This is a genomic window from Bdellovibrio sp. SBM16, from assembly GCF_056175625.1.
Genome location: NZ_JBJKJG010000001.1, coordinates 20,902 through 41,431, shown reverse-complemented (window position 1 = coordinate 41,431; position 20,530 = coordinate 20,902). Strand labels below are relative to the sequence as shown.

The window sequence follows — 20,530 nt, the reverse complement described above, 5'->3', positions numbered from 1 at the left end:
ACGACGCACTCAAAAATGCACCCGCAAATAAAATTAGTAAGGTACGTAAGAAACCCACAAGTATGCTCCGTCATCCAAGAAACTATAGATGACACCGGAAACAAGTAAACCACCAGTGCCATATCCAACTGGTAATTTCACATTTGTTGCCGAGCCATTCCAGTTGATCGTCGTACAAGTTGCTGTTGCATTCGGAATTGTGATTGTAAATGTTCCCCCTGGGCTGGTATTTGTGATGTTCAAAGTTCCGCAACCAGCACTTGCTCCCGTTGCGCGAATAAAATTCGTATTTGTAAAATCCGCAGTTACGGCAGCTAGAGTATTTGCATTGGTCACCACACTGGCAATCATACGACCGCTGGCAGCCATATTACCACTCACTGTTAACGTGTTTGATGTGGTCGGCGTTGTTCCGATCGCTACCGTTCCACTTGTATAGTTAATACCATCTGCAAGGCTTACCCATTGCGATGATGTTATATTACTCACCGTATTTGTGATAGCCGTAAGACTAGCCGCATAGGTTGTAAAGCTGGTAGCGACAGTAGAAAAATTTGTAGTCACCGCACTAAATGAAGTTGCCGTCATCAAAGATAAATTCGTAACCACCGTTTCGTTCGCCGGAGTGTAACCAAGTGCTGTTTGAATCGATGCGCTCGTCACGCTTCCTGTACTAAACGCCGCCCACGTTGTGCCATTACAAAATTCTACATTGCCAGCATTATAGCGTAAAGTTCCCGCATAGCTTACGGCACAGGTTGCTGATTCCATGCTAATGCGAACACCGCCACTCACATCTAGCTTTGTTACTGGGGCTACGGTGCCGATACCAACGTTACCGCGTAGTAACGTTTGAGTGATTGAATCATTACCTAGAACGACTTGATGACTTTGCGTTGCACGCGCTAGGTAACCGATCGCTATTACATTTGTTAAGCCATTGACTGTTGTTGTGGCACTTGCTCCTAAAAACACTGAATTAGAGTTTGTCTGCAGCGAAACTGTCGGATTATACCCTGCTTGGTATCCAACAGCGGTATTCATACTGCCCGTAGTATTATTAAATAAAGCATCGTAACCTAGTGCAGTATTATACGCGGCTGTTGTACTAAAAACTAAAGCGTCAGTACCAACTGCTGTATTAAATGAACCCGATGTATTGCTGCTCAACGCCGACTGGCCAACACCGACATTGTAATTACCGCTCGTATTAGAATCTAAAGCATTCATACCAAAGGCCGCGTTTGACGCTCCAGTTGTGTTCGCTTCTAATGCACCGTCACCGACACCTGTATTTTGATAGCCTGTAGTATTATTGCGTAAAACACTGTTACCAAAAGCTGAATTATACGAACCTGTTGATGCTGGGGATAAAGCATTTACGCCAAACGCTGTTCGCGCCGACCCAATTACCCCGGCTTGAGTGTTGTTACGCTTAAACACTAAATCAACATTATCCGTGGTTCCGATAAAATTCGTAGTTGCTGAAGTGCCCGAGTTTCCATTAACACTCCACTGCATTGCCGGAGCAAAATCAACACCGTTAATTTTTAACCCTTTCGCATTTACAGTACCACTTACGTCTAATGTATGGGCTGGCGAACTCGTCCCAATACCGACGTTACCAATAGTATAATTAATCGCCGTCCCGGATGTCGTCCATTGTGATGAAACTATCGCCGCTAACGAAGCCGCCACTGAACTTTGTAAAGTTGAAACTGAATTTTCTAATGACGATACTGTTGAAGACACCGAATACACGGTTGAACTGACAGCTGCAGCGTACGAACTGACTGACGTTAGTGTTGAAGACACAGCAGTTACGCTGGCGTCATCGGCAGGCGTATAACCTAACGCAGTAACCACCGTACCTGATGTGACATTGACTGGCGCACTGCCCGCAGCCACACAAGAAAAACTTGTGCCGCTGTAGCTTAACGATTCAGAAGCGGCACATGTTGGAATCGTGCTGTATTGAACAAACGAAGTGGCACTGACGCCACCTAATCTCATCGCATCGGTGGCATAGATTGCATAAGGTACAGCGTTGATGCTCATCGCCGGCAGAGTTTGCCAACCAGTACCGTCGTTAAATTGCATGACGATTTTTCTGTTATCAAATGCATCCGGCTGATAATCAGGATTAGGTCCGCCGGCCTCACACGCCAAACTGGCCGCTGAATTATTAAAAACATCGGCAAACGTTGTACTGCTGGCTGGAAAAGACTTAACGCCTGAACCCAGAGGAAACGCTATCAACCCACCACTTCCGACCAGACTGACTGACGCGTAAGTTTCAGAAAATAAAATACAATTACCCGCAGGATTTAAAATAGAGAATTTAAAATTTACGTTTGCAGCTTCAAGCGGATAGCCATCCGGTTTAATAATTCTGGCCTGATATGTTGTAACTTGTGGCGAAGCCCACGCAATATGCGCAAACGCCAAAAGAAACAGAAACTGACTTACGTGCTGGAAGTTCATGGCTAACTTATCGGCAGTTACCGGCCATTTAGTTACAGATTTAATGCCTTTAACTGCTCCAAAAAGGTCTATAATTTAGCATTCTGCTCCACAAAATAGGAGCGATGAAAACAACCGTTTGATTAATACTAAAAAAAACCGAGTATCCGCTCCAGTTAAGTGAAGCAGTTTGTGCATTCTGGCTCTCAAGACAAAACACAAAACGTCGATAAATTATGTACATACAAACACAAACGTTCCAACCAGACGTTATTCACACTAAGGAGAGTTATGCAAATAACTCCCCTTTTTTTTGCACGAAAAATAAAAAACAAAATTTGCTGTCACCCATTTGACAATTTCTTGATTAGAACTTTATGCTCGAGTTTCAACAAACTTTTAGGAGCACACAAAATGAAAAGAATTATTGCAGCACTTATGTTCGCACCTGTCATGGCCATGGCCCAAGCCGGCCAAATCGAAGCCGGCCTTGGCGTTGGTAAAACCCACCCTACTTTATACGATAATTTCGAAAACATGGTTGAAGAAGGTCACTCGAACAACTACTGGATCGGCTACGGTTTAACCGATAAGTGGTCTGCTGAACTTGAACACGATAGCTTAGATTTCGACAAAGCTTTACTTTCATCAAAAATCTATTCTTTAGGTTTAAAATATAATTTTAACCCAGCTAACAAATTAAATTTCTTCGCTAAATTGGGTTTAGGTTTTGCTGATCACAAAACTTCAATTGGTGGTGTTGAAGCAAAAGATGGTTTAGCAACAAAAGCAGCTGTCGGTGCTAACTTGGATCTTTTCAAACACGTAAGCTTGCAAGCAGGTATTGCTTACCACTTATTTGAAAAAGTAACGAGCGATATCAAAACACCACAGGCTGTAAATCCTTTCTTAGCCATCGTATTTAACTTCGATGGTAAAGCTACAGCCGCCGCAGCTAAAGCAGCTGTCACTAAAGTCGCTGACAAAGTAGCAGCTAAAGACACTGATAAAGATGGCGTATCTGATGACGACGACAAATGCCCGAACACAACAGCTGGCGTTGTTGTTAACTCTTACGGTTGCGCCGAAACTGAAAAAGCAGCTATCGCCGTTAAAGTTTTATTCGAAAGCGGTAAAGCCGTTATCAAAACTGAAACTTTAGATGAAGTAACTAAACTTTCTGATTTCATGAAAAAATATCCGGAAACAAATGTTCACATCAAAGGTTACACGGATAACACTGGCAAAGCTGAAACAAACAAAAAACTTTCAGCTAGCCGCGCTGAGGCTGTAAAAGCCGAATTAGTCAAAGCTGGTATCAAAGCTGAACGTATCGAAGCCAGTGGCTTTGGTTCAGCAGATCCAATCGCTGATAACAAAACTGCTGAAGGCCGCATGGCTAACCGCCGCGTAGTTGCTGAAATCAAAACAACTGCTGAAAAGAAGAAATAGTTTTTTAATTTAAATTAAAAAATTAAAGGGAGGTTTATAGCCTCCCTTTTTTATTGGTTCACTGTTAATTGGCAAAGATACCAAGCCTCAGCGGCTAACAACCTGATTTTGCGGACCTTTTCCGTATCCTTTAGCAAAAATAGTCCACACAAGATTTTGAAATTCAGATTGTGAAAGTTTAGAGACTTCAGCCGAAATCACAAGGGCATTAAAGTATCTGATGTACTCAGAGCTTTCAACATTACGCTTTAGCTCTAGAGCATATCTGTAAAGCACTTCATGCAGCATTGCATGCGCTTGATCGGCCTTGCTCATCATATTCCATAGATCAAGCGAGATAACGTAGCGTTTATCCTGCGGAGCAATCGGTTCACGCTGCACCACTAACTGACGAAGCTCTGAATGATAAGGAATAAATGAAATGCCCGTGTCAGGAATCGGCAATAGCTGCATGCCTTCAACAAAATTGGCTTCGTTATAAAAATTGTTCAGAAAAAAAGATAACCGGCCATACATTTCTAGATCGTATTTTTTAATTGCTTCAATCAGCTTAAGTGCATAATCCATAGCCATCTTGGGCGCTATGGCTGCTGGATGCATGGACAAGGGTTGCATTTTATAACGAACATCAGCTTCATAGGTATCATAGAAAGCACCTTCATACTGGTCGCGCCCGTAACAAACCCCCGAGCCAGGTTTTAAACAAACAATAATATTGCCGCCATTGCCAACACGGCCGATTGCATGAAGCTGTAAAGACACCAGGAGCGGAAGAATAAAGCTGATCATTTTTTTAAACATGACTTTTTATCCCAAATTTTGTTTTCATAGGCAACTCTAACGCGCGGCTTTTTGTGCTCCATATTTTGCGAGCAGCCTGTATTTGCTTTTGACTTCACTCAAACAATCACTACCCTTAAGGAAATCATGAAAAATGACCTGCTTATCCAAATCATTAAAGACAACTTTCAAAAACTGTCTAATAAGAACAAAAGATTCAGCAAGAGATCTTACGCGCAAAAAATCGGACTTAGTTCTGGCGCCTTGACTGATTTTCTTTCAGGAAAACGCGGTATTTCGCAAAAAAAAGCCCGCCAGGTTCTTGGCAAGCTAGGCTACAGCGAAGCTGAACAGGATCATGTTCTCAACTTCAACCCTCTGGTGAATAATAAAAAAGCCCGTAAGTTTAAAAAAATCGAGCACGATGCTTTTGATAAATTATTATCCTGGGAACACTTGGCGATCCTATCGCTAACAAAAACCGAAAAATTCAATTCTTCACCGGCATGGATCGCAAAGAAACTTTCACTTGAAATTGAAACCGTTGAAAAAACACTCAACAATCTTGAAACCTACAAGCTGATTCAAAGAGATGGCTCTAAAATTACAGTTTCAACCGAGGACGTTGAAACTTTTGATCATATCCCCTCTGAAGCTATTAAAAAGTCACACCGCCAGGATTTAGAAATTCATAAGAAAAATCTAAATGATGTTCCTGTAGAATTGCGTGATATGTCTTCAATCACTTTAGCTTTTGATTTATCAAAGATGGAATTAGTGAAATCAGCGATCCGGCTTTTTCAAGAACAGGTAGCCGAGATCGCTGAAACTTCAAAGGCCACAGAAGTCTATAAACTTTCAGTTTATCTGGGCCCTTTAAGCAAATTGGATTAGACCGTAATCATTTTAACTAAATCAGCATTTAACGATTGGTAAGACGACTTATCAACCTTAGCTAACGCTTTTAAGCTGAAATCCTGGATCGTCTGTGACGACATCACCGTACCCGCAAGTGTTGCTTGTTTTAATTCGCTCCAGGTTGGTTTGTGCTCTTGGCCTGATGGGCGTAGCGACGCTAAGTAACCAAAAAAACCACCGGCAAAAGAATCGCCGGCACCGGTCGGATCCACCACTTGTTCTACCGGCAATGCCGGGCACTGGAAAAAACCATGCGTTTTAGAGTAAACTGTCGAGCCATATTCACCGCGTTTTACAACAACGTATTCAGGCCCTAGCTCAGCTACTTTTTTGATGGCTACGATGGCGTTATCAACTTGAGTTAACATTTTAGCTTCGGTTTCGTTCACGAAAACGATATCAACTTTTTTCATCACTTCGATAAGATCGGCTTGTTTTGAGTTGATCCAGAAGTTCATTGAATCCATACCGACAAAAAGCGGTTTTTGAATCTGCGATAGAACTTTTAATTGCAATACCGGATCGATATTCGCCAAGAAAACAAAACGTGTGTCTTTGTATTTTGCCGGCAACTCAGGGTTAAAATCTGCAAATACATTTAGCTCGGTTTTTAATGTTACGGCTTCGTTTAAGTCGTGCTCGTAAGTGCCTTCCCAGTGAAAAGTTTTACCCGGCACCACTTGCATACCGTCTAAATCAACGCCGCGTTGATGTAAGATTTCACGGTCAGCGTCTGAATAATCAGAACCGACAACACCCACAACGCGCACTTTGGCAAATAAACTTGATGAAACTGAAAAGTAATTTGCTGATCCGCCTAGTGAACGTTCGGCTTTTCCTGACGGGGTTTTTACTGAATCGTACGCTAAACTACCCACGACTAAAACTTCTGACATTTGTTCCTCCGATTTTTGAGTTTGAGATGTCCATAGTTTCAGGACGTTCAACATTTTTAGTAGTTAACTGGCCGCAGGCTGCGAAGATATCACGGCCCATGGTGCGGCGTAAAAGAACCTGCGCGCCAAGTCTCATGGTCTCTTGGTGAAAAGCCTGAACCGCTTCATCACTCGGGCGCTCAAAACCTGAACCCGGATGTTCATTAAAAGGAATAATATTAATTTTGCACGGAACATCTTTAAGCAATTTTACCAGAGCTTTAGCATGATCTAATTGATCCGTTACACCTTTAAGTAAAACGTATTCCATGGTGATTTTTTCGCCCGTTGCGCGGTAATAGCGTTTACATTCTTCTAATAGATCTTTTAACGGATATTTTTTGTTGATCGGCATAACCTGCGAGCGAACTTCATCGCTCCAGCCGTTTAATGAAACCGCTAAACGCACTTTCGCCTCAGCAACTTTGTACATTTCAGGTATTAAACCAGAAGTTGAAACCGTGATTTTCTTTTTAGATAAGTTCACACCCCATGGCGAGTGAATCACTTCGATCGCTTTAAACACGTTATCTGAATTATCTAACGGCTCGCCCATTCCCATGAATACGATGTTCGACAGTTTTCTGCCTTTACCTTCTTTATCTAAAGAATCCTGCACCACCATAAACTGACCAACGATTTCATCCGCGGTTAAACGACGCTTTAGTTTTTGTTTGCCGGTAAAACAAAATTGGCAGGCCATATTACAGCCGATCTCTGAAGATACGCATAAAGTAAGACGGTCATCCGAAGGAATCACAACCGCTTCGATTGAATTACCATCACGGACATCGAACAAGAATTTTTGTGTCCCATCGACTGAAATTAAATGTTTTAAAACCGGCGGCAATTTGAACGTGATTAAATTTTTAAGTTCCGAACGTAAATCTTTTGACAGATTTAACATCTGGTCGAAGTCTGTTACGCGTTGTTCGTAAACCCATTTGAAAATTTGCTGCGCGCGAAATTTCTCTTTACCGTATTTTTTTAGAAAAGCTTCAAGGTCTGGAAGAGTGAAGCTGTAAAAGTTAACTAACTCAGTTTGCACTGCAGTAGATTGATCTGCTTGCGCAGCATTAGAGCTTTGCGTCTGTTCAGATAGCGTCATAGGCCGTCCTTTTTGTGACTTATTACAGTCGATTAAATTTAGAAAGGACGTTGTATCTTAAAATTTAGGGTACGTCCATGGGAGTTTCATTCCTGTTCCAGCTATTTTGGAACACTTTGTTCCAAAATAGCGTGACTTTACCGCCTACCCCCGATAATTCTGTTTCTACAGCAGAGGCCTAAGCTTTTGCGCCAAACACCATAAGGGGGTACATATGAAAAATTTATTCATCGGTTTAGTGATCGGGTTAAGTTCAGTATCGGCATTTGCTCAAATCGGCAATGTGGCGATTGGCGGAAGCGGCTGTCCACAGGGAGAAGTTTACTTCTCGACGGTCGAAGATAAAATGCTTATCGAGTACAGCAAAATGCACGTCGACAACCAAGACGGTAAAACTGTTAGCCGTGTATCATGTAATTTAAGACTGCCGATCATGGTTCCAGCCGGCCTGCGCCTGGTTGCAACCTTACAGTCTGACGCCACTGTCAGCGTATGGGCCAACAACAAAGTAATCTTAAGCCAAGAGTTATTTATCGCAGGGCAAACAGAAGTTCCGCATGAAGAACAACTTCAGCACCACGGCGGCGAAGTGTTTCTGTCTTCGGCGATTGCGACAACCTGTGCGGCTTCCAGCGAGGTCGTCTTGGCCTATAATTTAAACGCCACCCTGATGAATATCTCAAAACAGGTTAATTCTTCGGCTTATGTTACAAAGTCGGTCTTAGATATCAAATTTGAGAGCTGTTTTGACTCCGAAATCCCGGGCGAAGACTCGGTCGGAGAATTGCAGTTAGACCTAGCTGGGAACTAAATTGCACCAGGGTAAACCAAAAATGTTCTAACCGGCAAAAAAGAAAGGGGCGGAAAGATGAATGAACAATTAGCCATTCAAGCTAAAATCCGCTCTCACTTTGCCCAGTTACAAAGAAAAAACCCGGCCTTCTCACTGCGGGCATTTGCCCTGAAGCTGGATATCAGCCCAAGTGCCTTAAGCGAGATCATGGCCGGCAAACGTAAAGTTTCTAAAAAGATGGCGGTTAAACTTTTAGACCGCATGTACCTAGATCCGAAAGAATCCGAAGAAATTAAACTTCTGTTCGACGGCAAACTCCAGGGTCAGGCTGCAGACGCTGACAGCAAATCGGTTTTAAATAAGTACAAAAAAAACATCAATTTCTTAAAACTCAGTTCAGACCAGTTTAACGTGATCAGCGAATGGCAGCATTTCGCATTATTGTCGTTAATGGAAACCAAAGATTTTCAATCGGATCATGAATGGATCGCCCAACGCCTGGCGATCTCAGTTACTGAAGTGCAAAAAACTTTACAGCGTTTAATTGATTTGAACCTGGTGGTTAAAAAGTACAACCGCTACCAGCCGACCAATGAATCGCTGATAACTTCAGACGATGTGGCAAACCAAGCGGTTCGCAAATCGCATTACGAAGATCTAAAGTTTGCCGAAAAAATCTTAGACCACTGCCCGGTTGAATTACGTGATTTTACCGCAGTTACGGTCGCCGCCGACAAAAATAAAATTGCCGAAGCCAAACAGATGATCCGTGAATTTCAGGATCGTTTAACGCAGTTTTTAGAAGATGGCGAAAAATCTGAAGTTTATAAATTAACGTTTTACATGTACCCGCTTTCAAACTCTTCCCCACCAGGAGAATCGAATGAAAAATAAAAACCTACTTATGTTCGCTATCACTTTACTTCTTAGCGTAACGGCCAATGCCCAAACACAGCCGTTGTTAAAAGCATTAGAAGTTAAGCTTCCGCAAATTATTGCTGTTGGCAGTAAATCCTTCGTCATCCCGGGAAGCATTAAACTCATCAAACTTGCCAACGGAAAATTTACGACCGAAACCCAATTTTCAACTGAAGGTCACAAAGTCGGTAACGGCGGTGATTACATCCGTTCAACGTACATCCAAATCGGCGAAAACGTATTAGAGTTTTTAGCGACAACTGAAAACGGGCAACAGGTGTTAACAACGCACGGCCTAGCTGTCGACGATTTAAAAGCTACTCTTACAACTGAGCGTATCGTTGTAACAAATGATATCCTGATGGATAACACTGGTTCAATCGTGGATGCGATTGGTATTCCGGGGCTAGTGATCTTAAATGGCGCGGCCTGGATGGATCACTTCGAAAAAGAGAGAAATGTTTATTACATCGTTTTTCACGAAATGTTACGCAGCCTTGGTGTTAACGACGACGATTATGTCATCTCTAAAGATTTAATTAATTTTCCGAGCCAGTTTAAAATGTCGACAAGACTTCTTCCGTTAATTCCGATGTTAGAATCTGATTCGATAATTGATTTAGTTACACTTGGTAATGTGACCGTTCAAGGTTCAGGTTGCTCAGCAAAAGCCCCGGCTTACACCGAGCTTGATTTAACTAAAAACGTGATCGACATCACTTTAAAAAGTTTTGTAACTACTAACTCTGAGGCGCGCAAAGTGGATTACAAAGCCTGTAACTTAGCGGTGCCGCTGCAATTACCTGCAGGTAAACGTTTAATGATTTCGTTAATTGATGTTACTGGCGAAGTCCGCCCGCGGTCTGCAGAGTTGCAATCAACCAACACTATCCGCTTTGAGGGCTTTTTAGCCGGCCAACAAGGTAAAGTGCACAGCAAAACTGTGGTGTTAGGCTCTGAGGCCCGAACGGTGCTATTCAGAAAGACGGATGTGATCACTACCGGCTGTGGCAGCTCTGAAATCTTACGCTTAAACGTAAACAACATCTTACAATCAAGAGGCAGCGTTGCCGGTTCTGAACAGAACCAGGCACAAATCAAAAAGATTTCGGTGTATTTAAACTTAGAAGACTGTTCTCAATAAAAAATTAGGTTCTAAAAATGCAAAAAGCGAAGTGGGTTTTGACCACTTCGCTTTTATTTTATTTCGGCTCCGACCTGACTGGGAAGGAGTCCAAATGATACGGAAATCGGAAATTTCAGTACTTAACCAGTACTTACAGTTTCGGAATATACGTAGGAAGCTTAAGTATTACTTACGTCTAGTTTTGTTACTCTTAGAGATAATAAAACGAATCGTAGACTTGATACCGTAGTTTACAACTGAGGATAACTTCTTTAGATCGCTTTTGCGTACATAAACAAGTTAGTCACGGAGCGAAAAAAGACATAGAACTATGACTGTAGTTTTATGAGCAAGTGGTTAAAACCCACCTTCTACTAAGCCTGAATCGTTGTTTTAAGCTCTGACAGTTCACACGGTACACAGCCGATTTTACCCACCACAATGCCTGCAGCGTAATTCGCCAACACGCAGGCTTGTGCCAGCGGTAAACCAGACGCGACCCCTAACGCCAATGCCGCAATAACGGTATCACCGGCACCGGTCACATCGAACACTTTTTTTGCAAACGTCGGAACCTGTACAACCTGGCTGTCGCTGGAAAAAATCGACATACCTTCTTTACCTTGCGTTAACACCACATCACGCGCACCCGTCATTTTTTGCAAGGCACGGCCCACGGTCAGCACGCGATCATTGAAGTTTTCGATATCTTCTTCGTGAATTTTTGAAAGTGCCAGAGCTTCGTTGTAATTCGGCTTGATTAAATCCACACCTTTATAAAATTCAGCAAATTTTGTCTGGTGAGGATCAACCATTAAGTACTTTCCGGATTTTTTAGCTAACGCCACGATTTTTTCAACTAAGGCTACCGAAAAAATACCTTTGGCATAATCTTCTAAGACCACCACATCAACAGTCGGTAATAAATCCTGCACCCGTTGTAAAATCTTGGCCTCGGTTTCAGCCGGTAAATTGCGGCGAACTTCATAGTCTACACGCACTAAGTGATGGTGACCGGTCATGACACGGGTTTTACGCGTGGTCGGACGCTTTTCATCGACGATAAGGTTTTCAGTGGGAACATTTGATTTGGCCAATAAGTCTTTTAATATTTCTGCCCCGGTATCTGCACCGACCACTGAAACTAAGTTAACTTGTCCTGACAGACTCACCACGTTTTGTGCGACGTTGGCCGCAAGACCTAAACGTTTGTCTTCGCCATCAACTTCCAGTACCGGAACCGGCGCCTCAGGACTGATGCGCTTCACAGCACCTAACACGTATTCATCTACACCGACATCTCCAATCAACAGGATTTTCTTGCTCGAAAAAGCAGAAATTTTTTCAAGAATATTTTTTTTAACAGTCGAATCTACGTTGAAATGAATAATCGAATTTGACATTTGTTAAGTCCCGTAGCCAATATGGCCTATCTTTTATGCGTAATGGCTCTAGAAAACCACAATTTCAGCAAAACCTCAATCTGATTTACCAGGCTAACTATATTACGCCCAATGAGAAAAAAGAGATCCTCAAGTACCTTGAAAGCCTTCACCCGATCTGGGAAATGCGCTTTTCAGCGAGTAATCCGCCACCCGAAGGCGAACCCAACCGCCCCTTGCTTCGCCCTGTGTACTGGTTAGGTAACTGGCAATTTGCTTGTTTAGACTATTACCATCCACCCAAAGGAATTCAAAATCGCTGCGTTGAAGCCGAAAGTTATCCGCCGGTTTTAGAAAAGATCGTAAAAAAAATCGAGCAGATGGTGCATGAAAAATTCAGCGAAAAAGATATTCCGCGCGGCTGGCATTTAAACACCTGTCTGATCAATTATTACGGCAATAAAATTTTACCGGACGGTAAAAAACTGGATACCGCCCGCGTCGGCGAACATAAAGATTTTGAACCGGGTCCGGTGGCGTCGATTTCGTTTGGCGAAAAAGCCTTGTTTCAGTTTATTAAAAGCGAAAGTAAAGCCCACAGATCCGATGTGATCCTGCAGCAGTGGTTAGAAGATTCGTCATTACAGATTTTTGGCGGCGATAAATTCAAAAAGCAACTTTTTCACCGCGTGCAAAGAGTGGAAGAAAAAGGGATTTTATTTACGGGCATGAAAACCACTGACTTTGAAACCCGCCGGATTAATTTTACCTTCAGGTATGTACCCAACGACCACATCAAGTCTTTCCGCGAGCTGCCAGAGAATTTACAGCAGGATATCAAGGGCTACGTCACCGAACTTGGGCAAAATTCAGTGTTTTGGCAGAATCAAACAGTTTAGTGTTGGCCATTTGAGCCGGCATTTACAAAGCAGCACAATTTTGTTATACTACGTATGTGCAAACACAATCGGTCTTTTTTATTTTAAAATTTATTTTAGCTGGCGGCTAAGCACCACTGCTCACCTAAAGACTTAAGTCGCCAATTTACTAATCACAACCACAAATAAACAAATACTAACTTCTGCAAAACAGAAGAAGAAAAGGATTAACATATGTATAATCAAGAACAAATTATTTTAGGCCAAGATGACTTTCAAAACATCACTTCGCTGATAAAAAACGCATTACCTGATATTGCTGAGCCCCTAGAGGCCGAGCTTGATCGTGCGACAATTGTAGCTAATGAAGATATCCCCTCAGATGCAGTCAGCATGAACTCAAAAGTTGTATTTAAAGATTTGGATACCGACAAAGACGCCACGGCCATTTTAGTTTACCCGCAGGATGTAAACATCAACGAGAATAAAATTTCGATTCTTTCACCGATCGGCTCAGCATTAATCGGTCTGCGTGTCGGTCAACTAATCCAATGGCCGCTACCGAGCGGCAAGCATAAAAGAATTCTGGTTATGTCGGTCAGCAAAGACGCCGCTTAATACAATTTATAGATTTTTCCGCTGTCAGTTGAAAAATACAGGGCTCCGTCGGGGCCCTGTTTTGCCTGGCGGAATCTTTCACCAAGATCAGAAAATAGTTCTTCTTCTTTAACCATCTTCATCTCTTTATCAAACACGATCCGGTGCACATGTTGGCCACTCAGCGTTGCTAAAAACAAATTGTCTTTAAATTTTTTCAGACGATCGCCGGTGTAAAACGTCATTCCTGACGGCGAAATCGAGGGAACCCACTTTAACAGCGGTTGCTCCATACCAGCTTTGCTTTTTTCACCGATCGATGGGCCCCAGTATTCGCGGCCGTAAGTGATCACCGGCCAACCGTAGTTAAGTCCCTTTTTGACGATGTTAACTTCATCGCCGCCGCGTGGCCCCATCTCGGCGTTGTACAGAACACCTTTCGCATCAAAACCCAATCCCTGCGGATTACGGTGCCCCATTGACCAGATCTCGGCTTTACCGTCTAAAGTTACGCGCACGATTTTTCCGTGATGCAGGTTTTTATCCTGCGATTTATCGCGCTTATTGCGCTCGCCGATACTCATAAACAAATGTGTATCACCGTCAGCAACAAGACGCGAACCAAAGTGAATATCTGATTTTTCAACGGCGTTTGATCTAAAGATCACCGAACCGTTTTGCAGGCGCGTTTTTGTTTCTGAAAGTTCAGCACGGTAAAGACTGGTCGTTGCCCCGGCCGTGACTTTTTCCGAAAACGTTAGATAGATAGACTTAGTTTTTGGATGAACCAGCACATCCAGTAAACCACCCTGGCCGTCGGCCTCCACAGCCGGTGCCCCGGCCACAGTTTTTACGGTCTTGGTTTTCACTTCGCAGATCGCAAGTCTTCCGCCGCGTTCGGTAAATATAATTTCGCCGGCATCGCTTGCCAGAAAATCCAGCCCCCAGATAACATCATCGGTTTTACACAAAGTTTCTAAGGTGAATTTATCACCATCAATAGTGTAGGTTTTTGTCTGTGCAGACAGATTCAAAGCATAGAACAACAGAGCCAAAGTAAGTAGTTTCATGCCATTTAGAATGTCTCAGAACAACACACCTGTCACAATCAGAACACAGTGTCTAAAAAATTCTTACACCTGTCCCATCCGGTTACATCTGAGGCTACCACGGCGCATTTAGGGCGGCATGTATATAGCAATTAATCCCTGGTATGAAAAACAAATCAATGGCTCTTCTGTTTTTTTTAACTTCGATAACTTCGCAAGCCTGGAACATCGAACAGGGCGACAGAAATGACTGGCTGGCAGATATTGTGGCGCAACCGTCTGTTTATAGCGAAATGAGTAAATATTTTACCGGCAAAAATGCCTCGCCGCAGGCCTCTGCTTACGTGCAGAAATTCATCCCGCAAATGCACGGTAAAATGATCAGCGAAACCAACAATTTTGTTCACCACCTTAATGATTCGAGCGAATGTGAGGCCTTTGTAGACGTCAGTTTTCCAGAGCAGCTGACTTCGGCTTTTAACTTCAAAAGCAAACTGTCGTTCGAAGGTAATTTTTTAAAGGTAGAATCTAACGCCTGCCTTGGAAAGTTAAACATCGATAAGGTATTTGCGACGCTGATGTCAGCTGAGTTTCAAAAAGTAGCGATCAACGGCTTTGAGCGTTTTCATAAGCTGGATAAAAACACCAACGAAGTTTGCCTGGAAACAGATATTTTCGGCCTGGGTAAATCCAGTTACTGTGTAGTAAAAAGAGTTTTAAAAACCGATAACCAGTACATTATCCATTCGTACAACACCTACAATGCTGCCGATGTGGATACAACGGTCTTCTTTAAAGAAACCATCAATGTAATTACAGAAATGGAAAACGGCGAAGTCAGCCTTTACAACCTGATGTACGCCCGCGGAAAGAATCTGGCATTTACCGGCATTGTTAGCAGCAAAACTGAAGAGCAGCAGGAAAAAGTCAGCACTATGTTAATGAAGATGGCCCGGTAATTACCGGATACCAAAGCCGCGGCGTACAACCTCGACTAAAAACGGCCATTGGTATTCTGCAGCCAGTGCGCAGTGTACACCTTTTAAATCAATGAAGGTCACTTTGTTAAAAACGCCAGGTTGCTTTTTTGTGCGGATTAATTCTGAATTTAACTGATTCATCACCAGCGGATCATTCGGTGTCAGATAAATATGAATCGGCGTCTTTTCGTTTTTATACAAACTCCAGAAAGCATTTAATTCATACAGTGTTTTACTTTTTTTAACATGCGCCACAAACTCCGGCGGCAGCTGTAAATCCGGAAACTGCTTAAAGTTATCCAAATTAAAAATCGGCTGGCCGCGTTTTAGGTTTAACTCCTCTAAGGCCTGTGGCATAAATCGCGGAGTTAAATCAAACAGCGTGTAATACCAGGGAATATCTTCTAAGTTTCTGTCGCGCAGACGTAATGAGGCCAAACGAAAGCGGTTCCAAAAATCCGCGGTCGCGGCAAATATTCCGGGTTTCGTGTGTTCTTTATATGTCTCTTCAAAATTCACCAAAGGGCAGAACATTTCAATCGCCATTAAGTCCGGCTTTTTCGGCTTACCTTTTAGCAGTGAATGTTCATCCAGGTAGTTAGTCACAAACACTCCAGGCCCTGACAGACTGATTCCCATTAAATACAGGTGCGAAACATGCTTTGCCCAGTCAACGCGGTCGTGTGTGATCATGTTCAAGACATAAAAGGTGTGCAAACCTTCCTCGATACCGCCGATACTGAAGTCTTTGTTTAAAGTCAGATTGCCATGACTGGTTAAACTTTCAATCACCAGCAGGTGATAGCCGAGATCAACATAGGCTATGCGGGCTAAAAATCTTTCGGCCAGCAGCTCATCGATATTACCGTGAATTCCCATGCGCACGATCACTAACGGTTTTTTCTGCACTTGCCCGTTTTCTGTCTGCAGCCCCAGTAAGGCGCGGATTTTTAACCCGGGTTGCGGCTCGAACTGCACACGATTAAACTTAGTCTGATCAGTGACGTCGAACTCGACGTAGATTCTGCTTAAAAAAGTCTCCCAAAAGTTAAGATTGTACTGCGATTCGCACTTGGCCGGCATCAATTCCGGTGATGAAAAACTAAGCTTACACTCGTCAGAAACAACTAAGGAAGGTTTAAAACCTTTAGAGCTCAGCATGCGCGAATAAATCCAATCAGGGTATACTGAAAATCGCGGCGAATCGGTGATCACTGAATAACCAGCAAGTGCTGGACTAACAGCTATAACTATAACCAAAACAGTTAGACGCATCAGAGTCACAAATAGAGTTTCTACTCGACAGTTCATAGAGGTTTTTCTACAATACTTTCATTCAAAAGTCATTAGAAGACAATGTACAGGAGAGAAAGCTCATGGCAGCTCAAGACAATTTAAATCCACACGCAGAAGCACATTTACAAGGGCCTTTATTTCAAAATGCTCTAGCAACAATTAGCGAGGCCGCAAAGTTAATTAACTGCGACCCGAATATTTATGAGCGTATTACAAAACCACGTCGTTGTATTACTGTTTCTATTCCTACCCGTATGGATGATGGCTCAGTAAAAGTTTTTACTGGTTACCGCGTTCAATACAACTCAACTCTTGGCCCCTACAAAGGCGGTATCCGTTACCACCAAAACGTAGACTTAGCTGAAGTTGTTGGTCTTGCAGCATTAATGACTTTCAAAAACTCGGTCTTAGGTATTCCTCTTGGCGGCGCTAAAGGCGGTATCTGTGTTGATCCAACTAAGTTATCACGCACCGAAAACCAAAACTTAACTCGTCGTTTTACTTCTGAAATCGCGCCATTTGTCGGCCCGACAAAAGATATCCCGGCTCCGGATGTGGGTACAAATCCACAAACGATGGCTTGGTTCATGGACACTTACTCACAAGAACAAGGTGGCTACGCCCAACCTGGTGTTGTAACCGGTAAACCTGTTGAGATCGGTGGATCTTTAGGCCGTAACCACGCCACTGGTTTAGGTGTTATCTACACTTGTGAACGCGCCATGGAAATGAAAGGCAAATCAATGAATGGCGCTAAAATCGCTATTCAAGGTTTTGGTAACGTCGGTTCTTTTGCTGCTAAGTTTGCTTCTGAGCGCGGCGCCCGTATCATCGCGGTTTCTGACGTCTCTGGCGGTTACTTCAACGGTGACGGCTTAAACGTGAAAGAGATGATGGATTACGTAAAAGAAAATAAATCATTAAAAGGTTACACCAAAGCTCACCAGATCTCGAATGCAGAGTTACTTGAGCTTGAGTGCGACGCTTTATTGCCATGTGCCTTAGAAGGTCAGATCGACGTTCATAACGCCGAAAAAATCAAAGCAAAATTTATTGTAGAAGGTGCCAACGGCCCGGTATCTGCTGCAGCTACAAAAATCTTAGATCAACGTGGTATTTTCATCGTTCCTGATGTTATCGCCAACGGCGGTGGCGTTATCGTTTCTTACTTTGAGTGGGTACAAGATATCATGTCTTTCTTCTGGGATGAGCACGATGTTGATGCGAAACTTAAAGGCGTTATCCTTAAAGCTTTCGATAATGTTGTTAAATTTAAAGAAGAGAAAAAAGTTGATATGCGTTCAGCGGCGATGGCTGTTTCGATTCAACGTTTAGAAAAAGCGATGTTATTACGCGGATTGTATCCACGCTAATATCGGTGGACGCCGAGGAGACGGAGTTAGACTTATGTCGTTACGCAAACCTTGGCTATTTTTACCGTCAAAGTTAGCGCATGATCTAAGCCCCTACGGCTTAGAATTATATTCTCTACTAAAGGGTTCCGACACCACACCGGTGTGGAACCCTTTTACATTTAAAAACCTGGTTTTTAAAAACAGACTGGGCATCGCCGGCGGCGTTGATAAAAACGCTGATCATCTCGAAGCCTGGCGCCGCGTAGGCTGTGGCTTTATTGAAGTCGGCACTGTCACCCCGCAACCACAGGCCCCAAACCCTGGCGTGATCATGAATCGCGATATTCATGCACAGGCGGTGTGGAATAAGATGGGATTTCCGTCGGAAGGCGCTGCCGAAGTTTATTTTAATATCAAAAAATTCAAATCCCACGCTTCGACTCCGGTATTTGTAAATATCGGCAAAAACCGGGTAACAGAAAACGCTGATGCCCACAAAGACTATTCTGAACTTATTTCGCATTTTGCCGATGTGGCTGACGCCTTTGTCGTGAACATCTCAAGCCCGAACACCAAAGGCTTACGCGACCTGGCTTCCAAAGAGAACTTTGCCGCATTTATTACTCCGATCCGCAAACACTACGATGAATTAAAACTGACGCAGCCGTTATTCTTAAAACTAAGCCCCGATTTAGACCAAGAGGGCCAAGAAAACGTTCTTAAAGGTGCGCTGGAGCACGGTTTTGACGGCTTTATTCTGACCAACACCACTCTTGATCGTACCCATACGCCCCATTTTCCTGCAGAAGGTGGCGTTTCGGGCAAACCGCTCAAAGAAAAATCAATTCAAGCTTTAACCCATGCTAAAAACATTATTCTTAAGCAAAATGAGAAAAAATGTCTGATTTCTGTCGGAGGAGTGATGACAGCAGACGATGTTTTTGAAAGAATAAGCCTTGGCGCCGACTTAGTGCAGGTTTATTCAACCCTAGTCTTTGAAGGCCCTGGTTTTTTTAGAAAGGTTTCAAAGCTTGCCACACTCCGACAACAGGACACCTCAAAATAAGCCCGCAAAGAACATGCGTGCAAAAAAGAACTGGATTCCGGTTGTTGCTGGTATCTTGAAAAAAGGCAATTTGATCCTGGTTGGCCAACGTCCCGAAACTCACACCTTGGGTGGCCTTTGGGAGTTTCCCGGCGGCAAAATCGAAATGGGCGAATCACCGGAAGTAGCACTGGCCCGGGAGCTGCGTGAAGAGTTAGGTATCGAGGCTGAAATCGGTGATTTAAAAATTGCCTGCACGCATTCTTACGGCGATGTCGGCATCTTAATTTTATTCTACGAAGTTTTGTTCTGGAAAGGCGAACCCAAAGCCCAGCACCATATCGGTTTAGATTGGGTTGCCCCGAGCGAGTTGCCAACACGTAACATTCCCGAGGCCAACCGTAAAAACCTTCCGCGCATCTACAAGGCATTTAATCTATGAAGGTGTTGATCGTTTGTCCTAAAATAAACGATCAAGTGCAGTTTCTGGCTTCTGAGCTGGAAAAAATGAGCCTGCATATCGAATTAGTCGAAAGCATCCATCCCTTACGTTTAGTTTTAAACAAGTACGATCTGATTCATTTTATTCACAATGATTCAAGCATCGATTTAAAAACGGTGTTGTCGGCCTGGTCGGCAAAAGCACTGGGTGCGGCCACACTGCTGACGACCTACAGCCGCTTAGAACCGGGCTTACTGCAAGAATTTGAATTTAATTTTTTCGATTCGATCACACTACCGTATATTTCTGAATTAAAGAAAATGCGTTTCTACCGGGGACCTAAGATAATTCTGCCGTCATTTCCGCCCGGCCTCTTAGTGGCTAAGACCGAATTTTCGTTTGCACAAAAGCAATTTATTTTTCCGGTGGTTAAAAGTTTTGATGATTTACTTAAAATTAACCTGCACGCCCTAACTGTATTAACTGGGCAGGAAAATCTTTATGTCGATGCGCACTTAATGCGGATGCGGACAAAAAAAGATGCGGTCAGCAGTTCGGTGATCAGAAAAAACTGGAACAGCTTTGTCAGAAAACACCCACAGTTTAAAAAATTTAAATTATTCACTGAACCTGCAACCTTAACCGAAGTCCTCAATGAACACTCGTCATACACGTTTATCCAGCACCTAGAGCTAACCAGCGAACAAGTGGCCTTCTGGACAAGCACTGCCCTTGTTTATAATAACTTTTTAGTGTTGCACGAAGATCAGGGCACTGGGTTAGCAAACTTCTGGAAAACCGAAAAGAATTGCTTGATTTATTCTCCGCGCCTGCCGGCCAATACTCAATGGCAGGCAATTAACAACTTTCTTGAAAACCATAAAAGTCCAGCTAAACTGCAGTTCGATTTTAGAAGTGCTTTAGATGTCAAACTCAACGAACTAGCTAGACTTTACACCAAAATCGTTTCGCAAAGAGCTTCCTTAATGCAGCCTGATTCAGCTAAAATGTAG

19 protein-coding genes are annotated in these 20,530 nt (G+C 43.1%); 12 read left to right on the top strand and 7 right to left on the bottom strand.

The window, feature by feature from the left end; all coding sequences use genetic code 11:
• Positions 1–33: 33 nt before the first annotated feature.
• Complete coding sequence (locus AC04MM_RS00190) at positions 34–2,484, bottom strand: beta strand repeat-containing protein (RefSeq protein WP_475378294.1); 2,451 nt, start codon at positions 2,482–2,484, stop codon at positions 34–36.
• Between the two features lie 393 nt (positions 2,485–2,877).
• Here AC04MM_RS00190 and AC04MM_RS00185 point away from each other — a divergent pair, with 393 nt between their 5' ends.
• Complete coding sequence (locus AC04MM_RS00185; protein ID WP_475378293.1) at positions 2,878–3,915, top strand: OmpA family protein; 1,038 nt, start codon at positions 2,878–2,880, stop codon at positions 3,913–3,915.
• Positions 3,916–4,002: 87 nt separating this feature from the next.
• On the opposite strand, the gene AC04MM_RS00180 is transcribed toward AC04MM_RS00185, so the two are convergent.
• Positions 4,003–4,716: a hypothetical protein gene (locus AC04MM_RS00180; RefSeq protein ID WP_475378292.1), complete on the bottom strand. Its 714-nt coding sequence runs from the start codon at positions 4,714–4,716 to the stop codon at positions 4,003–4,005.
• Positions 4,717–4,842: 126 nt separating this feature from the next.
• Between AC04MM_RS00180 and AC04MM_RS00175 the strand changes: the two genes are divergently transcribed.
• Positions 4,843–5,589, top strand: a complete 747-nt coding sequence (locus AC04MM_RS00175; protein WP_475378291.1) for a DUF4423 domain-containing protein — start codon at positions 4,843–4,845, stop codon at positions 5,587–5,589.
• On the opposite strand, the gene AC04MM_RS00170 is transcribed toward AC04MM_RS00175, so the two are convergent.
• On the bottom strand, positions 5,586–6,509 hold the full coding sequence (locus AC04MM_RS00170) for a PfkB family carbohydrate kinase (RefSeq protein ID WP_475378290.1): 924 nt from the start codon (positions 6,507–6,509) through the stop codon (positions 5,586–5,588). The genes AC04MM_RS00175 and AC04MM_RS00170 overlap by 4 nt on opposite strands.
• The gene (gene rlmN / locus AC04MM_RS00165) at positions 6,484–7,656 is read right to left on the bottom strand and encodes a dual-specificity RNA methyltransferase RlmN (RefSeq protein WP_475378289.1); all 1,173 of its coding nucleotides are present in this window, start codon (positions 7,654–7,656) and stop codon (positions 6,484–6,486) included. The genes AC04MM_RS00170 and rlmN overlap by 26 nt, the downstream gene beginning before the upstream one ends.
• 214 nt (positions 7,657–7,870) lie before the next feature.
• On the opposite strand from rlmN, the gene AC04MM_RS00160 reads away from it, so the two are divergent.
• From AC04MM_RS00160 to AC04MM_RS00150, 3 genes are read left to right on the top strand one after another with little or no spacing between them, the layout of a single operon-like run.
• Positions 7,871–8,467, top strand: a complete 597-nt coding sequence (locus AC04MM_RS00160; protein WP_475378288.1) for a DUF4360 domain-containing protein — start codon at positions 7,871–7,873, stop codon at positions 8,465–8,467.
• Positions 8,468–8,524: 57 nt separating this feature from the next.
• Positions 8,525–9,343, top strand: coding sequence for a TIGR02147 family protein (locus AC04MM_RS00155; RefSeq protein WP_475378287.1), 819 nt, complete (start codon positions 8,525–8,527; stop codon positions 9,341–9,343).
• Entirely contained in the window at positions 9,333–10,511 is a 1,179-nt protein-coding gene (locus AC04MM_RS00150; RefSeq protein ID WP_475378286.1) for a DUF4360 domain-containing protein, read from the top strand. The genes AC04MM_RS00155 and AC04MM_RS00150 overlap by 11 nt, the downstream gene beginning before the upstream one ends.
• A gap of 356 nt (positions 10,512–10,867) precedes the next feature.
• Here the strand turns inward: AC04MM_RS00150 and rfaE1 are convergent, their stop codons facing one another.
• Positions 10,868–11,896 carry a D-glycero-beta-D-manno-heptose-7-phosphate kinase gene (gene rfaE1 / locus AC04MM_RS00145; protein WP_475378285.1) on the bottom strand — a complete coding sequence of 343 codons (1,029 nt, stop codon included), beginning with the start codon at positions 11,894–11,896 and terminating at the stop codon, positions 10,868–10,870.
• 35 nt (positions 11,897–11,931) lie between these two features.
• Between rfaE1 and AC04MM_RS00140 the strand changes: the two genes are divergently transcribed.
• Both AC04MM_RS00140 and rnk read left to right on the top strand, forming a co-directional pair.
• The gene (locus AC04MM_RS00140) at positions 11,932–12,774 is read left to right on the top strand and encodes an alpha-ketoglutarate-dependent dioxygenase AlkB (RefSeq protein WP_475378284.1); all 843 of its coding nucleotides are present in this window, start codon (positions 11,932–11,934) and stop codon (positions 12,772–12,774) included.
• Between the two features lie 213 nt (positions 12,775–12,987).
• Positions 12,988–13,371 carry a nucleoside diphosphate kinase regulator gene (gene rnk, locus AC04MM_RS00135; protein WP_475378283.1) on the top strand — a complete coding sequence of 128 codons (384 nt, stop codon included), beginning with the start codon at positions 12,988–12,990 and terminating at the stop codon, positions 13,369–13,371.
• Here rnk and AC04MM_RS00130 read toward each other — a convergent pair.
• Complete coding sequence (locus AC04MM_RS00130; protein ID WP_475378282.1) at positions 13,368–14,420, bottom strand: PQQ-dependent sugar dehydrogenase; 1,053 nt, start codon at positions 14,418–14,420, stop codon at positions 13,368–13,370. The genes rnk and AC04MM_RS00130 overlap by 4 nt on opposite strands.
• A 143-nt stretch (positions 14,421–14,563) precedes the next feature.
• Between AC04MM_RS00130 and AC04MM_RS00125 the strand changes: the two genes are divergently transcribed.
• Positions 14,564–15,358 (top strand): hypothetical protein, encoded by a 795-nt coding sequence (locus AC04MM_RS00125; RefSeq protein ID WP_475378281.1) that lies wholly within the window; start codon positions 14,564–14,566, stop codon positions 15,356–15,358.
• Here the strand turns inward: AC04MM_RS00125 and AC04MM_RS00120 are convergent, their stop codons facing one another.
• Positions 15,359–16,690 carry a hypothetical protein gene (locus tag AC04MM_RS00120; protein WP_475378280.1) on the bottom strand — a complete coding sequence of 444 codons (1,332 nt, stop codon included), beginning with the start codon at positions 16,688–16,690 and terminating at the stop codon, positions 15,359–15,361.
• Positions 16,691–16,755: 65 nt separating this feature from the next.
• Here AC04MM_RS00120 and AC04MM_RS00115 point away from each other — a divergent pair, with 65 nt between their 5' ends.
• From AC04MM_RS00115 to AC04MM_RS00100, 4 genes are read left to right on the top strand one after another with little or no spacing between them, the layout of a single operon-like run.
• Positions 16,756–18,048 carry a Glu/Leu/Phe/Val family dehydrogenase gene (locus AC04MM_RS00115; RefSeq protein WP_475378279.1) on the top strand — a complete coding sequence of 431 codons (1,293 nt, stop codon included), beginning with the start codon at positions 16,756–16,758 and terminating at the stop codon, positions 18,046–18,048.
• A gap of 34 nt (positions 18,049–18,082) precedes the next feature.
• A complete protein-coding gene (locus tag AC04MM_RS00110) occupies positions 18,083–19,096 on the top strand; it encodes a quinone-dependent dihydroorotate dehydrogenase (RefSeq protein ID WP_475378278.1) in 1,014 nt (337 codons plus the stop codon).
• A 13-nt stretch (positions 19,097–19,109) separates the two neighbouring features.
• Positions 19,110–19,517, top strand: coding sequence for a (deoxy)nucleoside triphosphate pyrophosphohydrolase (locus tag AC04MM_RS00105; RefSeq protein WP_475378277.1), 408 nt, complete (start codon positions 19,110–19,112; stop codon positions 19,515–19,517).
• Positions 19,514–20,530 carry a hypothetical protein gene (locus AC04MM_RS00100; RefSeq protein WP_475378276.1) on the top strand — a complete coding sequence of 339 codons (1,017 nt, stop codon included), beginning with the start codon at positions 19,514–19,516 and terminating at the stop codon, positions 20,528–20,530. Before AC04MM_RS00105 ends, AC04MM_RS00100 begins: the two co-directional genes overlap by 4 nt.

Bases quoted from the DNA above. Each gene is read 5' to 3' on its own strand.
- AC04MM_RS00190 (WP_475378294.1), bottom strand. From the start codon at position 2,484: ATGAACTTCCAGCACGTAAGTCAGTTTCTGTTTCTTTTGGCGTTTGCG.
- AC04MM_RS00185 (WP_475378293.1), top strand. From the start codon at position 2,878: ATGAAAAGAATTATTGCAGCACTTATGTTCGCACCTGTCATGGCCATG.
- AC04MM_RS00180 (WP_475378292.1), bottom strand. From the start codon at position 4,716: ATGTTTAAAAAAATGATCAGCTTTATTCTTCCGCTCCTGGTGTCTTTA.
- AC04MM_RS00175 (WP_475378291.1), top strand. From the start codon at position 4,843: ATGAAAAATGACCTGCTTATCCAAATCATTAAAGACAACTTTCAAAAA.
- AC04MM_RS00170 (WP_475378290.1), bottom strand. From the start codon at position 6,509: ATGTCAGAAGTTTTAGTCGTGGGTAGTTTAGCGTACGATTCAGTAAAA.
- rlmN (WP_475378289.1), bottom strand. From the start codon at position 7,656: ATGACGCTATCTGAACAGACGCAAAGCTCTAATGCTGCGCAAGCAGAT.
- AC04MM_RS00160 (WP_475378288.1), top strand. From the start codon at position 7,871: ATGAAAAATTTATTCATCGGTTTAGTGATCGGGTTAAGTTCAGTATCG.
- AC04MM_RS00155 (WP_475378287.1), top strand. From the start codon at position 8,525: ATGAATGAACAATTAGCCATTCAAGCTAAAATCCGCTCTCACTTTGCC.
- AC04MM_RS00150 (WP_475378286.1), top strand. From the start codon at position 9,333: ATGAAAAATAAAAACCTACTTATGTTCGCTATCACTTTACTTCTTAGC.
- rfaE1 (WP_475378285.1), bottom strand. From the start codon at position 11,896: ATGTCAAATTCGATTATTCATTTCAACGTAGATTCGACTGTTAAAAAA.
- AC04MM_RS00140 (WP_475378284.1), top strand. From the start codon at position 11,932: ATGCGTAATGGCTCTAGAAAACCACAATTTCAGCAAAACCTCAATCTG.
- rnk (WP_475378283.1), top strand. From the start codon at position 12,988: ATGTATAATCAAGAACAAATTATTTTAGGCCAAGATGACTTTCAAAAC.
- AC04MM_RS00130 (WP_475378282.1), bottom strand. From the start codon at position 14,420: ATGAAACTACTTACTTTGGCTCTGTTGTTCTATGCTTTGAATCTGTCT.
- AC04MM_RS00125 (WP_475378281.1), top strand. From the start codon at position 14,564: ATGAAAAACAAATCAATGGCTCTTCTGTTTTTTTTAACTTCGATAACT.
- AC04MM_RS00120 (WP_475378280.1), bottom strand. From the start codon at position 16,690: ATGAACTGTCGAGTAGAAACTCTATTTGTGACTCTGATGCGTCTAACT.
- AC04MM_RS00115 (WP_475378279.1), top strand. From the start codon at position 16,756: ATGGCAGCTCAAGACAATTTAAATCCACACGCAGAAGCACATTTACAA.
- AC04MM_RS00110 (WP_475378278.1), top strand. From the start codon at position 18,083: ATGTCGTTACGCAAACCTTGGCTATTTTTACCGTCAAAGTTAGCGCAT.
- AC04MM_RS00105 (WP_475378277.1), top strand. From the start codon at position 19,110: ATGCGTGCAAAAAAGAACTGGATTCCGGTTGTTGCTGGTATCTTGAAA.
- AC04MM_RS00100 (WP_475378276.1), top strand. From the start codon at position 19,514: ATGAAGGTGTTGATCGTTTGTCCTAAAATAAACGATCAAGTGCAGTTT.